This is a genomic window from Streptomyces sp. P5F9 (assembly GCF_057961495.1).
Map to the genome: position 1 here is coordinate 1 of NZ_JBXVPZ010000234.1, position 14,990 is coordinate 14,990.

Below are 14,990 nucleotides of genomic sequence, written 5' to 3' on the forward strand. Positions count from 1 at the left end.
GGCCCAGCCCCAGCGCCTCACCGGCCTCGGTCTGCCCGTCGTGCACCCCGCTGATCGCGGACCGGAAGATCTCGGACAGATACGCGGCGTAGAAGACGACGAGACTCAGACACCCGGCGGTGAACACGTCCAGCCGGATGCCCGCCGAGGCCAGACCGAAGTAGGTCAGGAAGATGATGGCCAGCAGCGGGACGTTCTTGAAGATCTCCGTGTAGACGGCGGCGACGGCACGCGCGGGCCACGCCCTGCTGAGCCGGAGCAGCGCCACGACCAGGCCCAGCACGACCGCGCCGGTGAAGCCGACCACCGTGTACGAGACCGTGCGCCACAGCGCGTCGATCAGGTCGGACCGGTAGTCGGACCAGGGGACTTGGAAAAGACCCGACATGTCGATTCCTCACTTCCCGATGGACGGCGGTGTCCAGTCGTTCGGCCGGTCCACACCGCGTCGGGCGGCGGCGACATCGGCGGCGGGCTTGAGGAACTGCTCGGGATCGCCGCCGTACTTCGTGACGAGCTTCGCCAACTCGCCGTTCTCGTACATGGCGTCGATCTGCGCGGAGATCGCCCGCTCCAGCTTCGTGGCCTTCTGGGGGAGGTAGAAGCCCGTCTGATACGGCTCGAAGTACTGGAGAGCCGGCTTCGCCTTCACCTCGGCGGCGGTCGGCGGGGTCAGGTACTCGGTGGCGATCTTCAGGTCCGGACGCTGCTTCTGCGCCGCGATGATGATCAGCGGGTCCAGGAAGCCGACGTCGACGCGGCCGGCGCCGAGGTCGTCGAACACCCCGTTGGCGTCCGGGTAGGCGTGCAGCTCGGCGCCGGGCACGGCCTGGATCGACTTGACCCAGACATAGCCGTCGACCGTGCCGAGGCTGCGGCCCTTGAGGTCGGCGACCGTCCTGTAGGTCTTGCCGCTGCGCACGGCCATCGCCGGCGGCGAGTAGTACGGCGGGTCGGTGAACAGCCCCTGTTTCTGCCGGTCCGCGGACCAGGCGACCCCGCCGACGGTGATGTCGACACGGCGGGACTGGACCCCGGCGAGCATGCCGGCGAAGTCCGTGACCTGGGGCTTGATCCGCAGGCCCAGCTTCTTGGCCACGTAGGTGAGGATGTCGCCGTCCAGCCCGACGATCTTCCCGCCCCGCTCGGTGGTGTAGGGCGCGTACGGCTGGACGGCCACCTTGAGGACGCCGGGCGTGAGCGTGCCCAGGGCGGCGGTCTTCGCGGAGACGTTCTTCGGGGCGTCGTCGCCCCCGGAACCACAGGCGGCGACGGTGGACAACATCAGCGCCGCGGACAACGCGACGGCGAGCGAGCGCACACGGATCATCGGCACGGGCCTTCCGTATCGGCACTGAAGAGATCGGCACTGAAGGGACCCGCCGTTCACCGCGCTGTGCCCTCGGCGGGGAGTGATTGGGCCCAAACGCTAGGCATCAACCCGCCGCACGTCATCGTCCACTTCGTACGAAGTTGTGGCCGGATTCATACGGTCCCCTGTACGGTGCGTCCAATCCGGCTCGCCCGCGACGGGAGGAATCCCCGTGCTCAGCCCGTCACTCGCCCAGGAGATCGCCGGGGACACCTCCGCCGTCATCGGCTTCAACGTGTTGATCACCGACGCGGAGGGCATCGTCATCGGCAGCGGGGACAGCAGCCGCGTCGGCAGCTTCCACGAGGCGTCCGTCGATGTCGTCCGTACGAAGGAACCGGCCACGCACAGCGCCTCCCAGGCGCAGCAACTGCGCGGCGTACGCCCCGGCGTGACCCTCCCGCTGATCACCAACGGGCAGGCCGTGGGCACGGTCGGCATCACCGGCACACCCGCACAGGTCCGCCGCTTCGGACTCCTCGTCAAACGCCAGACGGAGATCCTGCTCCGGGAGTCCGTGATGCTGCGCTCCCGGCTGCTCGCCGAACGGGCCGCCGAGAAACTCCTCGCCGACATCGCGTCCTACGACCCCCAGGTCGTCGAGGGCGACTTCCTCGTGTTCCGCGCCGCCGAACTCGGCTTCGACCTGCGGCTACGACGGGTCGCCGTCGCCTTCGAGGTGAGCGTGCCGCATCCGGCGCCCCGCCGTCAGGGCGGCACCCGGAGCCGGGACATGGCCCTGGTCCGCTCCGAACTGCTGCGCACCGTGGGGGAGATCTTCGCCGACCCCCAGGACATCGTCGCCTCCACCGCACCCGGCTGGATCGGCGTCCTGCACCGGCTCACCGCCGGAGGCTCCACGACCTCCCTCGTCGCCGACTGCCGACGGGTCACCGATCTCATCGCCGCCCAGGACGGGCTCGTCGCCCGCGCCGGTATCGGTGAACCCGCCACCTCCGTCGGCGGCCTGCACGACTCCTACCAGGACGCGTGCGACGCGCTGCGGCTCGGTGCCCGGTTCGCCGAGGCCGCGCCCGTCCACCTGATCACCGACCTGCGGGTCCACCAGGTGGTGACGGCGGTGAGCCAGGCGGCGCGCAACCGCCTGCTGGACCTCACCGCCACCGAACTGCGCGCCCAGCCGGACTGGCCGGCCCTCCGTGACACGGTGACCGCCTGGTGCGAGAGCGGGTTCAACCTCGTCCGTACCGCCGAGGCCCTGCACATCCACCGGAACACCGTCGTCTACCGGATGAACAAGATCGAGCAGATCACCGGCCGCTCCCTGCGGGAGTACCGGACGGCCATGGCGCTCTATCTCGCGTGCCTGGCCGACCGGTTGGGCGGTGGAGCGGTCCGCTGAGCGCGTCAGGCCGAGGTGCCCCGGGTGCGGAGCATCCGGCTCACCTCGTCCGAGCGCTCCAGGAGCGTGAGGCGGACCACCGGGACGGCCTCACGGGAAGCCTCACGGGCCCGCTCGATGTACGTCGGGTCGATGCCGTGCAGCGGGAAGAGGCGCTGCGTGTAGCTCATCGCCAGGATCATTCCGCCCTGGTGCAGCTTCGGGACCGCCTCCAAGTAGCGCTCGGCGTAGGGCGCGAGCAGCTCGTCCTGGCCGGGGCGCCAGAAGGCCGCCGCGACCAGGCCGACCGAGTTGACGGGGACCGTACGGTCCACGACCAACTGCTGCCAGATCTCCGCCTTCGTGGCCGCGTCGGGCAGGGCGGCCCGTACGGTGAGGGCGCGGAGCCAGGCGTCGGGGTCCGGGTCGCGGGCGAGCAGACGGCCGGATTCCGCCGTGACGTCGCCGCCCAGTTCCGCCTCGCGGATCAGCGCACGCCAGTGCAGGTCCACGTCGTCACCGGCCTGTTCGCGCAGCCAGGCGAGATCGTCCGCGGTCGTCGCGGTACGGGCCAGCCCGCGCAGCGCGACCTGACGGCGGCCGGGGTCTCCGGCGAGGCTTCGGCAGGCGGCCGCCACCGCTGCCGACAACTCGACGCGCTCGGCGGGCGGCGCCCACAGTTCCGCGACGTTCGCGGCGAGGGTCAGATACGGCTCGATCACCGCGTCGGACGTCTCGGCCGTCAGCACCGAGGTGAGGCACCGCCCGGCCTCCGCCGCCGTGGCCTCGCCGGTCGTCAGCATGTCCCACACGGTGGCGGCGGCCACGCCCCGGGAGATGGCCGTGGGCAACTGTGCCGCCGTACGGAAGAGGGCGTCCCTGGTCGTGGGATCCGGGCGGGTCGTCGCGAACGTCAGATCGTCGTCGTTGATCAGCAGGACGTCGGCGTCGGACGGAAGGCCGGTGACCGCGGTACGGGGCTCCGTCACCTCGACCCGGACCAGCCCCCGGCGTTCGAGCGCGTCGCCGTTCCTGGCGTACGCGCCCACCGCCAGGACCTGCGGACGCGGGTCGGCGGCGGCCACCAGCGTGACCGTGTCGCCGTCGCGCTCCAGCGTGAAGCGATCGGTGCCCGCCGTCTCCAGCCAGGCGGTTCGCCAGGTGTCCAGGTCGCGGCCGCTGGCCTCGGACAGGGAGTCGATCAGGTCCTGGAGTGTGGTGTTGCCCCAGGCGTGGCGGGCGAAGTAGGCGGCCATGCCGGTCCTGAAGTGCTCTTCGCCGACGTACGTCTTGAGCTGCTGGAGGACGGACGCGCCCTTGGGGTAGGTGATGTTGTCGAAGATCGACGCGGCCTGGGCGACGTCGTGGATGGGCTGGTGGATCGGGTGCGAGGCGGGGCCCTGGTCGGACAGGTACGCGCTGATCTTGCCGATCATCAGATGGCTCGCCCACGCGTCCGTGTGCCGGGTGGCGCGCTCGGCCGCCCAGTGGCAGGCGAACTCCGCGAACGCCTCGTTCAGCCAGAGGTCGTCCCACCAGCGCATGGTGACGATGTCGCCGAACCACATGTGCGCCATCTCGTGCAGCAACACCCGTGCCAGCAGCCCGTGTTCGGCCGGGGTCGGCGCGGCCCGCCGCAGGAACACGTCCGACCAGGTCACACAGCCGTAGTTCTCCATCGCCCCGCCGAACTCGGGCATGAACACCTGGTCGTAGCGGCGCTGCGGGAACGGCATCGCGAAGACCTCGCCGTAGAAGGCGAGGCCCTGGCGGGTGAGGGTGAAGATCTCGTCGGCGTCGCGGTCGAGGACCTCGGCGAGTGAACGGCGGGCGTACAGGCCCAGGCTGTGGCCGTCGGCCTCGCGGCGGACCTCGTGGAAGGGGCCCGCGTTGATGACCGTGTTGTAGACGGACAGGGGCGGGGTGTCCGGGAAGGCCCAGCGGCGGGCCGCGTCCAGCTCCTCCACCTGCGCGTCACCGGAGTTGCTGGTGACGGTCCAGGCGGACGGAGCCTTGACGGTGAAGGCGTGCGGGGCCTTGAGGTCGGGCTGGTCGAAGCACGCCCACACGAAGCGGGCCTCGTCCGGTTCGAAGCTCATCCACACGTACACCTCGCCGTCGGCGGGGTCCGTCGCCTTGTGCACGCCCTCGCCGGCCGTGGTGTCGGCCTGCACGCTCTCCACCCGCAGCACGTTCCGCTCGGCCAGGTCCGGCAGTTGGATCCGTCCGTCCTCGGCGGGAGCGAGGGCGACGCCGTTCAGCGTGGCGCTCAGCACCTGTGCCGCACAGTCCACGAACGTCTCCGCGCCCGGCTCGCGACAGGTGAACACCACGGTCGACACAGCGCGGACCTCGGGCCCGTCGGGCAGTGCGGTCAGATCGACGTCCACGTCGTACCGCTCGACCGCGATCAGTTCGGCCCGGCGCTCGGCCTCGATGCGGGTCAGGCTTCGGATCCCCATGCGTCCTCCCTCGGCAGACAGCGGCCGTCAGCGTACGACGGAGATCGACGGGGGGTGCAAGGGTTTTCGGCGGCCTTCGGCTTCGGCCGCCGTCGGAGCGGCGCGCGTCCGGAGCCGGGGCCGTTGACCGGCCATGACGACCGGACAGCGGCTGACCGGCCACGCCGAACGACACGCCGGGCGCTCGTCCCCCGCCCGAGCGCCCGGCGTGTGCGAGGACGGGGCCGGCGGCGCGGTGGGTGCTCGTCCCCGCCCGAGCGCCGCGCCGCCGGCCCCGTCGTATCACCGCCCCCGCAACCCCGCGCTGATCACCCGCCCCGTCCGGCGCGCGGTCTCCGCGAGCCGTTCCAAGTGGTGGGCCGGGTCGGTGAGGACGCACAGGGCCGCCACGGGTGTGCCGCGCACCCCGAGCAGCGGAACTGCCGCGCAGCACACACCAGTCACCACTTCCTCCCGGTCGAACGCGGCACCGCGCTCCCGTATCGCGTCGGCGTCCCGCGCCCAGGACGCGGGCAGCGGTCCCGGCAGGGGTGCCGGCGCGGCCGTGGCCACCAGGACCTTGCCCGCCGCGGTGAACCACGGCCAGGTCATCCGGGTCTCCAGCGGATCGGGCCGTCGGGCGTCTTCGGGACACCACTCGACCATCAGCGTCTCGCCCTTCCACAGCACGGCGATCCCCACCGTCGTACCCGTGAGCTGCGCCAGCCGCCGCATCGGTTCCCGTGCGGCGGCGCGCAGCCGGGGATGCGGCTGCCACGCGCTCCCCAGTCGGAACATCCGCGGGCCGACCCGGTAACTCCCTCCGCACCGCTCGACCGCGCCCAGGTCCGCCAGTTGTTCCAGCAGGCGGTACGCGGTCGTCTTGGGCAGCCCGCAGTCGGCCGCCAGCCTCGTCGGCCCCGCCTCCACGGCCCGCTCCACCGCCTCCAGCAGTGCGAAGGCGCCCTCCAGCACACTCCTTCCGCCGGCGTTCCCCGTGGCGGCGGGTAAGGTCTCCGGCCGCCGTACCGGCACCCGTGTCCCAGGTGCCATCACTCCCCGTGCGATCACACGTCTCGCCCCCGTTTGCCTGTTGCGCAGCCGCCAGGCGACGGCCCTGCCGTCATGCCCGGACGGGACGCGGTCGGCGCCCCGTCCGTTCCCCAGCAGATTCGCACCGGTGTGTGACGGGAAACCTTGTCGAAGGCTTGTCGCGCCGCATATGCGTCTGTGAAAAAAGGGAGGAGGCTTTGTGCGGAGGGAGGCGCGCGCCATGGTGGACGTGCAGTTGCTCGGGCCGGTGGAACTGTCGGCACAGGGGCGCGCGGTGGAGGTGGGCCCGCCCCAACGCCGCACTGTGATGGCCGCGTTGGCCGTCGACGTCGGCCGGCCCGTCGCTGTCGACGTGGTCATCGAGCGGGTCTGGGGCCCGCACGCGCCGGAGGGCGCGCGCGGCGCGGTGCACGCCCATGTCGCCCGGATACGGCGGATGTGCGAACAGGCCGCCGAGACCGCGCGAGAACCCTTATCAGTGGTGCGCCGTTCCGGCGGGTATCTGCTGGAGGCGCGCCCGGACCAGGTGGACGTGTACCGGTTCCGGCACCTGGTCGACCAGGCGCGGGCGGCGGGGCCCGCCCAACCGGCGCGGGCGCTCCTGCTGCGCGAGGCGCTCGACCTGTGGCGCGGGGAGCCGCTGTCCGGGCTGAACGGGGAGTGGGCGGCCCGGATGCGCGAGGCCTGGCGGCGTCAGCACCAGGACGCGGCTGTCGGCTGGGCCCGCGCGGAACTGCGCCACGGTGAACCCGCGTCCCTCATCGGCCCGTTGACCGGCCTGCTCGGCGAGTACCCGCTCGCGGAACCCCTCGCCGAAGCCCTGATGCGGGCCCTGCACGAGACCGGCCGCAGCGCGGAGGCCCTGGACTGCTACGCCGCCGTCCGCAAACGGCTGGCCGAGGAGTTGGGTACGGACACGGGACCGGCACTGCGCCGGCTGCACCAGTCGATCCTGCTCGGCCACCGCTCCGCGTCGGCCCCGCGTCCTGAACCGTCGGCGGTCATACGACAGCCCGCCCCGCCGACGGCGCCAGGACGGACTGAGCTGCCCGCCCAACTCCCCATGGCCGTGAGAGGGTTCACCGGACGCGACGGCGAAATGGCCCGGCTCGCCGCGATCCTCGCCTCGGCCGAGGGAGAGTCCGCCGCCGTGGTCGTCTCGGCGGTGTCGGGCATGGCGGGCGTGGGGAAGACCGCCCTCGCCGTGCACTGGGCGCGGAGGGTCGAAAGCGCCTTCCCCGACGGGCAGTTGTACGTGAACCTGCGCGGCTTCGACCCGCAGGGATCGGTGGTGCAGCCGACCGAGGCCGTGCGCGGGTTCCTGGACGCGCTCGGGGTACGGCCGGAGCGGGTGCCGCCCGGCCTGGAGGCTCAAGTCGGGCTCTACCGCAGCTTGTTGACGGGGCGTCGGATGATGGTCGTACTCGACAACGCCCGCGACGAGGAACAGGTACGCCCGCTGCTGCCGGGCGCCGTCGGCTGCATGGCGCTGGTGACCAGCCGGAACCGGCTGACCGGGCTGGCCGCGACGGAGGGCGCCCATCTGCTCGCGGTGGACCCGCTGACACCGGCCGCCGCACGGGACGTACTGGCGGAACGGCTCGGCGCGGGCCGGGTCGCCGCCGAACCGGCGGCGGTCGCCGACGTCGTCACCTGGTGCGCGGGACTGCCCCTCGCGCTCGCCGTGGTCTCGGCCCGCGCCGCCGCGCAACCGCATCGGCCCCTGGGGACACTCGCCGAGGAACTCCGGGAAGCGGGCGGCCGGTTGGACGCGCTCGACGGCGGCGAGGAGTCCAGCCAGGTACGGGCGGTGTTCTCCTGGTCCTACAGCGCGCTCAGCCCCGCCGCGGCCCGGCTGTTCCGCCTACTGGCACTGCACCCGGGACCCGACCTGGACCAGCGCGCGGCGGCCGCGCTGGCGGGAGCACCGCCCGAGCGCGTCCGTGCGCTGCTGGCCGAACTGACCAGCGGGCACTTGCTGGTTGAGCACGCTCCCGGGCGATACGCCTTCCACGACCTGCTGCGCGTGTACGCCGGGGAACTCGTGACCGCGTACGACGACGAGTGGGAACACCGGTCGGCGGTGCACCGGATGCTGGACCACTACCTGCACTCCGCGCGCGCGGCCGACGTGCTGGTGACCCCGCAGCCCAATCCGGTGGAGTCGCCCGCGCCCAGCCCCGGCGCGAACGCGGTCGAGTTCGAGGACTACGGCCGTGCGCTCGCCTGGCTCCTCGCCGAACACCCGGTGCTGCTGGCCCTCGTACGGCAGGCCCAGCCCGGCTTCGACGCGCACGTGTGGCGGCTGGTCACCGTACTGACCACCTTCCTGGACCGGCACGGATACTGGCAGGCGCTGCTGACCGCCGGGCACCGCGCCCTGGCGGCGGCCGAACGGGAGGGCGACCTGGCCGGCCGGGCGGGAGCCCACCGCGGACTGGGCCTGGCCCTGGACCGGTTGAAGTGCCCGGAACCCGCCCGGGAACACTATCTGCGGGCCCTCGAACTCTTCGCCGCGGTCGGCAGCGACGCCGGCCAGGCCCGCACCCATCAGCATCTCTCACGGATGTCGGGGGGTCAGGGCAACGCCGAACTCGCCCTGGAACACGCCTACCGGAGCCTGGAGCACTACCGGGCCGCGGGCGACCGGGCAGGACAGGCCGCCGCGCTGAACCACATCGGCTGGCGGCAGGCGCACCTCGGCGACCATCTCTGCGCGCTCGGACACTGCGAGCAGGCCCTCGAACTCGCGCAGGCGGCCGGTGACGTGGACGGACAGGCCCACATCTCCGACAGCCTCGGCTACATCCACCACCAACTGGGCCGCTACCAGCAGGCAGTTGACCGCTACCGGCAGGCGGCCCGGTTGTTCCACGCCACCGGGGAACGTCACAGCGAGGCCGCCTGTCTGACCTGCCTGGGCGACAGCCATCGCGGTGCGGGCCAGTCCGACGCGGCCCACGAGGTGTGGACCCGCGCGCTCGCCCTGACCGCCGAACTCGGCCTGCCTGGCGACGATCCCCTCCGCGCGGGGCTGCGGGAGCGTGTCGGGGACGGTCTGTTGTCGTAGCGGCTGGTGCTCTCAACTCAGCCGCATGGTGCGGCCGTCGCGTCCGGCACTGGCGCCTTGGTCCGAGGCTTCAGGCGACGGCTGAGGGCGATGCCCGCGGCCGTGCAGGCACAGGTCAGCCACCAGGTGGAGTGCCAGTCGCCGGTGCGGGTGGCCAGCCATGCGGCGGCGGTGGGGCCGACGAAACTGCCGGCGTTGAACAGCTGTTGGATCAGGCCCATGGTGGCGGGAGCGGAACCGCCGGCCGGTGTCAGCTCACCGATCATGCGCAGCAAGGTCGCAGGTATCGCACCGCCGGTCAGCGAGAAGACCATGACGCACCCGAACTGCCCAGCCGTACCTGCCGGGAGGCCGTGCCAGTCGACGGCGAACGCCAGCACGGAAGTGACGGCCATGAGGACGAACGCGAGGACGATGAGGGCGCGGGTGGGCAGGCCGCGCTTCATGAGCGCCGCGGTGGCGACCGAGCCGACGGCGTTCGCCGCACCGACCACCGCACTGAGGACGCCCGGCCAACTGCCCGACATCCCGCCGTCGCGATAGATGGTGGGCAGGAACCCGACCACGGCCATCCACGGCAGGGTGTAACAGGCGAACACGAGCCCGGCCGTCCAGGGGGCCGGTGCCCGGACGGTACGGCCGATGCGGGCGAGAGCGTTCGCCGCGCCCCGCACACCACCCGCGTCGTCCCGGGGAACCCGGGCCAGGACCCACGGCAACGGCAGCAGCGCGATCACGGCCATGCCCCACCACCACACCCGCCAGGGCACCACCTGGAGGGCCAGCGCCCCGGTGATGAGACCGGCGAAGGTGGAGATGCCCTGGTAGGCGCCCCAGAACCCCATCGCCGTGATGAAGCGGCCGGGCGGAGCGGTGCGCCGGACCAGCCCCGGCCCGGTCACCGCCACCAGGATGAAACCGGCTCCCTCGACCGCCCGCGAGGCCAACAGCGGCGCCGCCGACCAGGCGAATCCACCGCCCGCCGAACCGAGGAACAGCAGGACCAGCCCCGCGCTCAGACAGCGTCGCTCACCGATCGACTCGGCCAGCAGCGAGACGGCAAGTCCCCCGAGCATCCCGGCCAGTTGGACGATCCCCAGCAGGGTCCCGGCCTGGACCAGACTCAGGGACAGGTCGTGCCGCAGGAACGGGAGCGCGGGCGGCACCTTCCAGACCTGGAGCCCGGCAGCCACCCCGGTGGCGACGATGACGACCCAGGAGCGACCGGTACCGGCGGGGTGCGAGCTCAAGACCATGGCGGGCGGTCCTTCATCAGGGCGGAGGTGCGGAACGGCTCACCACCTTGACCACGCGGCAGGGCATCAGCGCAATGCAGGTTCTCTTCACTGCGACAGGTGCTCAATAGTTCAGGGATTTGGTGGCACAATGCACGCCATGACGCTGATGGACTCCTTGGACGCCCGCATCGTCCTGGCCCTGGACGACGACCCGGACGCGACGATCCTCGCCCTGGCTCAGTCCCTGGGCGTGGCCCGGAACACCGTTCACGCGCGGCTGCGGAGGATGGCCGCCGACGGCGTGTTCAAGCCCGTGAGCCGACGCGTGGACCCCGCCGCCCTCGGGTACGGCCTGGTGGCGTTCATGTCGCTCGCCGTGAGCCAGGCCGAGCCCGAGAGCGTCCATGAGGGACTGCTCGACCTCCCCGAGGTCATCGAGGTGCACTACACCACCGGCGACGCCGACCTCCTCGCCCATGTCGTCGCCAAGGACACGGCGGACCTGCACCGCATCACCAAGGCGATCCTCGCCATCGACGGAGTCGACCGGACCAGCACCGCCATCTCCTTGGCGGAGGTCATCCCGTACCGCCCCCGGGCCCTCCTGCACCGCCTGGCGAAAGGGCGAACCACCTAGAGGTCCAACTCCAGCACCGGGGAGTCGCAGCGGCTCACGCAGATCATCATCGTGGTGGCGGTGGGGCGTTCGGACGGCTCGATCACCGTGTCGCGGTGATCCGGGACCCCGGCCGTGACCGGTGTCTCGCAGGTACCGCAGTAACCCTCCTCGCAGGAGTACGGCACGTCCGGGAGTTTCTCCCGGACGACCTCCAGCACGGAACGGCCGGCGGGCACGGTCAGCCGCAGGCCCGAACGGCTGAGCACCACCTCGAACTCCCCGCTCGTGGCATCGAGTTGATCCGGGACCGCGTCGGTGGCCGCGGTCGCGGTGAAGCGTTCCAAGTACAGTGACCGCGCCGGGTCGGCCGAACGGCACAGGGTCGTCACCGCGTCGAGCATCGGCTGGGGGCCGCAGGCGTAGACGGCGTGCGCGGGCAGTGTGGCGGCGAGTTCGACGGCCAGGTCCGGGAGGCCCACCTCGTCCTGCGGCACGAGCAGCACGCGGTCGCCGCCCAGCGCCACCAACTCCTCGGCGTACACGAGCCGGGACCGGTCGCGGGCGCCGAGGACCAGTCGCCAGGGCAGGCCGCGGGTGGTGAGTTCGCGGGCCATCGGCAGCAGCGGGGTGACGCCGATGCCGCCGGCCAGCAGCAGATAGCCCGGCGCGGGCACCAGCGGGAAACGGTTGACCGGCCCGCGTACTTCCAACTCCCTGCCCACCAGGGCGGTTTCGTGGATCTCCCGGGAGCCGCCACGCCCCTCGGGCACACGGTGCACGGCGATCGTCCACGCCTCGGTGTCGGTCACCTCCCCGCACAGCGAGTAGGCGCGCCGCAGCCCCGAGGGCAGGGTCAACTCCACGTGCGCGCCCGGTTCCCAGGCCGGCAGGGCGCCGCCGGTGGGCCGGGTCAGCCGGAGTTCCAGCACGTCGTGGGCGATCCAGCGTGCCTGTCGGACCAGGAGCCGTTCGGTCGTCGCGCCAGTCGTAGAAAGCGTGTCGAGGTCAGAAGACACGGAAGTACTCCCGCTGTTCCCAGTCGGTCACCTCTTGGCTGAAGCGGGTGATCTCGGCCCGCTTGATGCTCGTGTAGTACGCCACGAAGTCCTTGCCGAGCCGGTCGGCGAGCATGCGGTCGGACTCCAGCGCGTCGAGGGCCTCGCCCAGGGAGCGGGGGAGTGGTTCGGCGCGTGCCGCGTAGGGCTCGTCGGCGGCCGGTCCGGGCTCCAGGCCGCCCGCCACGCCCTCCAGTCCGGCGGCGAGTTGGGAGGCGAGATAGAGGTAGGGATTGGCGGCCGGCTCCCCGATCCGGTTCTCCAGACGGGTGGATGACGGTCCGTCACCCAGCACCCGCACCATCGCCCCGCGGTTGTCGCGCCCCCAGACCGCACGGTCCGGTGCCAACGACAGCGAGCGAAAGCGCTTGAAACCATTGAGAGTCGGCGTCGAGAACGCACTCGTGGCCCGCGCGTGCCGCAGCAGCCCACCGAGAAACGCCGTCCCGTACGGCGACAACGGCGGCCCGGACGCGGTGAGTCCGCCGCTCTCCGGCGCGAAGACACCCACCCCGTCCCGCAGCATGCTCTGGTGCAGATGCCAGCCACTGGAGAAGACGCCGGGCAGATGGGGGCGGCACATGAAGGTGGCGTGGTGGCCGTGGCGGGCGGCGACCTGCTTGACGGCGCTGCGCAGCAGCACCATCGCGTCGGCCGTGCCCAGGCCGTCGGCGGGCTGGAGCGTCAACTCGACCTGGCTCGGGCCGAATTCCACCTCCAGACTGCGCAACGGGAGGCCCAGGCCCTCGATGTTGGAGCGCAGGACGTCGAGGATGGGGTCGAGTTCGTCGTAGCGCAGCTCGCTGAGGTACTGGTAGCCGTGGTTGAGCATGCCGACCTCGGGCGCGGCACCGGGCTGGCCCTGGTCGCCGGGGCCCAGACGGGGATCGTCGAGCCGGAAGAGATGGAACTCCACCTCAAGACCGGTGCGGTAGGTCAGTCCGTCGGCCTGGTCGAGGACCGAGCGCAGCAGTCCGCGCGTGCACAGCGGGACCGGTGCGCCGGTGGTGAAGCGCAGGTCGCACAGCAGCCAGCCCGTACCCGGCGACCAGGGCAGCATCCGGAAGGTCAGCGGGTCGGGCACCATCACCATGTCGGCGGCGCCCCGCAGTTCGGGCAGCCCGAGCGGTGTCTCCTTGGTGAACAGCGGGAACACGGTCCGCCCCGAGGTGTCCTTGGCGAGCAGGGACGAGGCGATACCGGTGCCGTCGCGCAGCACGTTGGGGAGTTCGCCCATGGTGACGGTCTTGCCGCGCAGCAGACCGTGCTGGTCGGCGAAGACCAGCCGTACCACCGTCATCCCGCCGCTCTCGGCGCGCTCCTGTATCTCCCGTGCGGCGGCGGCCTGTTCGGTGTTCCACAGGCCGTGCCGTTCGATGAATCCCACGCGGCTCAGCCGTCCGTTCCCAGGGGCTGCGCCCAACTGCTGTCGGCGCGCTGCTTGTCGGTGACGGCCGTCCAGTGCTCCAGCCAGCCGTCGGTGGGGCCGATCCCGTCCAGGGCCACCGGCCCGTGCAGTTGTCCGGCCTCCTCGGCGGGCAGCACCAGCGGCGGGTCCTCGCCACGCTCGACGGCGGTGATGGCCTCGCCGAGCATCCGCCGGTACATCACGATGGCCTTGTCGGAGCGGCCCAGATGCTCGCGGGTACGGTCCTGGACGGCCCCCTGTCCCTCGACTGCCCACTGGTCGTGCACGTTGATGTCGGTGCCCAGCCCGGTGTACGTGGTCGTGCGCTGTTCCACCGGGTCGTAGCCGTAGCCGTTCGCGCGGCCGAAGCGCGGCCGGTAGTCCGGCAGGGTGACCGCGCCGACCCGCTGCCGGCGCATCTCCGCATGGTCCACGGGACCGCCGACGCTGGTGAACAGGGCATACCAGTAACTGGAGTTGTCATCGATCGGCACATGCCACTGGGTGATCGCCGTCTCCGCGTCCAGCGGGATGTGGAAGGCGTGCGGGAACACCTGGTGGGTGATGCGGACATGGGTACGGCTGCCGTCCATCGGCAGACCCTGGGTGTCCGTGCCGTCGAGCGTGCGCCGGGCGGTGATGCGGATGCCGTACGGGGTGCGAGCCGCGTCGATGTCGGGGCGGCCGTACTCGCGCAGGATCTTCGTCATCGGGAGGTCGGTGCCCTGGGAGGCGGCGCGGAACTGTTTGCCGTAGCTGTCGGCGGGGTCCTCGTCCCGGAAGAAGCGGTGGAGGTAGGAGGCGTGGGCCGGGTCGATGCCGACCTCCAGGGCCTGGAGCCAGTTGCACTCCAGCAGGCCCTTCCAGGCGAAGGCGTGGTCGGCGGGGGCCTGGAAGCAGTCCAGGGCGGGGAGTTGGGGCGGTTCGCCGGGCCCGAGGTAGCCCCAGATGACGCCGTTGATCTCGCGGACCGGGTAACTGCCCAGCCGGACACGGGATTTCAGTGGACTGCCGGCGGGCTCGGCGGGCGTGTCGAGGCACGAGCCGTCGCGGGCGAAGAGCCAGCCATGGAAGCAGCAGCGCAGTCCGCCGTCCTCCAGCCGGCCCAGCGCCAGATCGGCGCCGCGGTGCGGACAGCCGCGGTCGACGAGGCCGAGTTCGCCGTGCTCGTCGCGGAACAGGACCAGGTCCTGGCCCATCACCCTGGGCGCCACCAGCGGCCGTACGCCGTCGAGTTCCTCGCTGAGGGCGATCGGCTGCCAGTAGCGGCGCATCCACTCACCGGCCGGGGTACCGGGCCCGGTCCGGGTGAGCCGTGTGTTCTCTTCCTCGCGCATGGGACGCCTTTCTGATGAGGGGGAGGGGGCGCGGTCAGCCGCAGCAGTGGTCCGG

Annotated in this window: 11 protein-coding genes; 3 read left to right on the plus strand and 8 right to left on the minus strand. The window is 71.8% G+C overall.

Annotated elements, in window-relative coordinates; genetic code table 11:
• Both AC31A1_RS30665 and AC31A1_RS30670 read right to left on the minus strand, forming a co-directional pair.
• On the minus strand, positions 1-388 hold a 388-nt coding region (locus AC31A1_RS30665; RefSeq protein WP_489656443.1), incomplete at its 3' end, for an ABC transporter permease subunit.
• A gap of 9 nt (positions 389-397) precedes the next feature.
• A complete protein-coding gene (locus AC31A1_RS30670; RefSeq protein ID WP_489656453.1) occupies positions 398-1,330 on the minus strand; it encodes a substrate-binding periplasmic protein in 933 nt (310 codons plus the stop codon).
• 214 nt (positions 1,331-1,544) lie between these two features.
• Here AC31A1_RS30670 and AC31A1_RS30675 point away from each other — a divergent pair, with 214 nt between their 5' ends.
• Complete coding sequence (locus tag AC31A1_RS30675; protein ID WP_489656444.1) at positions 1,545-2,735, plus strand: CdaR family transcriptional regulator; 1,191 nt, start codon at positions 1,545-1,547, stop codon at positions 2,733-2,735.
• A 5-nt stretch (positions 2,736-2,740) separates the two neighbouring features.
• Here the strand turns inward: AC31A1_RS30675 and pepN are convergent, their stop codons facing one another.
• Positions 2,741-5,176 carry an aminopeptidase N gene (gene pepN / locus AC31A1_RS30680; protein ID WP_489656445.1) on the minus strand — a complete coding sequence of 812 codons (2,436 nt, stop codon included), beginning with the start codon at positions 5,174-5,176 and terminating at the stop codon, positions 2,741-2,743.
• A gap of 282 nt (positions 5,177-5,458) precedes the next feature.
• Entirely contained in the window at positions 5,459-6,130 is a 672-nt protein-coding gene (locus tag AC31A1_RS30685; protein WP_489656446.1) for an IclR family transcriptional regulator, read from the minus strand.
• 298 nt (positions 6,131-6,428) lie between these two features.
• On the opposite strand from AC31A1_RS30685, the gene AC31A1_RS30690 reads away from it, so the two are divergent.
• A complete protein-coding gene (locus AC31A1_RS30690; RefSeq protein ID WP_489656447.1) occupies positions 6,429-9,278 on the plus strand; it encodes an AfsR/SARP family transcriptional regulator in 2,850 nt (949 codons plus the stop codon).
• A 17-nt stretch (positions 9,279-9,295) separates the two neighbouring features.
• On the opposite strand, the gene AC31A1_RS30695 is transcribed toward AC31A1_RS30690, so the two are convergent.
• Positions 9,296-10,534 carry an MFS transporter gene (locus AC31A1_RS30695; RefSeq protein WP_489656448.1) on the minus strand — a complete coding sequence of 413 codons (1,239 nt, stop codon included), beginning with the start codon at positions 10,532-10,534 and terminating at the stop codon, positions 9,296-9,298.
• A 139-nt stretch (positions 10,535-10,673) separates the two neighbouring features.
• Between AC31A1_RS30695 and AC31A1_RS30700 the strand changes: the two genes are divergently transcribed.
• Positions 10,674-11,153 carry an Lrp/AsnC family transcriptional regulator gene (locus AC31A1_RS30700; RefSeq protein ID WP_489656449.1) on the plus strand — a complete coding sequence of 160 codons (480 nt, stop codon included), beginning with the start codon at positions 10,674-10,676 and terminating at the stop codon, positions 11,151-11,153.
• On the opposite strand, the gene AC31A1_RS30705 is transcribed toward AC31A1_RS30700, so the two are convergent.
• From AC31A1_RS30705 to AC31A1_RS30715, 3 genes are read right to left on the minus strand one after another with little or no spacing between them, the layout of a single operon-like run.
• The gene (locus AC31A1_RS30705) at positions 11,150-12,151 is read right to left on the minus strand and encodes a PDR/VanB family oxidoreductase (protein ID WP_489656450.1); all 1,002 of its coding nucleotides are present in this window, start codon (positions 12,149-12,151) and stop codon (positions 11,150-11,152) included. The two genes, AC31A1_RS30700 and AC31A1_RS30705, sit on opposite strands and share 4 nt — an antisense overlap.
• Positions 12,141-13,577: a glutamine synthetase family protein gene (locus tag AC31A1_RS30710; protein ID WP_489656451.1), complete on the minus strand. Its 1,437-nt coding sequence runs from the start codon at positions 13,575-13,577 to the stop codon at positions 12,141-12,143. The genes AC31A1_RS30705 and AC31A1_RS30710 overlap by 11 nt, the downstream gene beginning before the upstream one ends.
• 5 nt (positions 13,578-13,582) lie before the next feature.
• Positions 13,583-14,935 carry a Rieske 2Fe-2S domain-containing protein gene (locus AC31A1_RS30715; RefSeq protein ID WP_489656452.1) on the minus strand — a complete coding sequence of 451 codons (1,353 nt, stop codon included), beginning with the start codon at positions 14,933-14,935 and terminating at the stop codon, positions 13,583-13,585.
• Positions 14,936-14,990 lie beyond the last annotated feature (55 nt).

Bases quoted from the DNA above. Each gene is read 5' to 3' on its own strand.
- pepN (WP_489656445.1), bottom strand. From the start codon at position 5,176: ATGGGGATCCGAAGCCTGACCCGCATCGAGGCCGAGCGCCGGGCCGAA.
- AC31A1_RS30695 (WP_489656448.1), bottom strand. From the start codon at position 10,534: ATGGTCTTGAGCTCGCACCCCGCCGGTACCGGTCGCTCCTGGGTCGTC.
- AC31A1_RS30700 (WP_489656449.1), top strand. From the start codon at position 10,674: ATGACGCTGATGGACTCCTTGGACGCCCGCATCGTCCTGGCCCTGGAC.
- AC31A1_RS30670 (WP_489656453.1), bottom strand. From the start codon at position 1,330: ATGATCCGTGTGCGCTCGCTCGCCGTCGCGTTGTCCGCGGCGCTGATG.
- AC31A1_RS30715 (WP_489656452.1), bottom strand. From the start codon at position 14,935: ATGCGCGAGGAAGAGAACACACGGCTCACCCGGACCGGGCCCGGTACC.
- AC31A1_RS30690 (WP_489656447.1), top strand. From the start codon at position 6,429: ATGGTGGACGTGCAGTTGCTCGGGCCGGTGGAACTGTCGGCACAGGGG.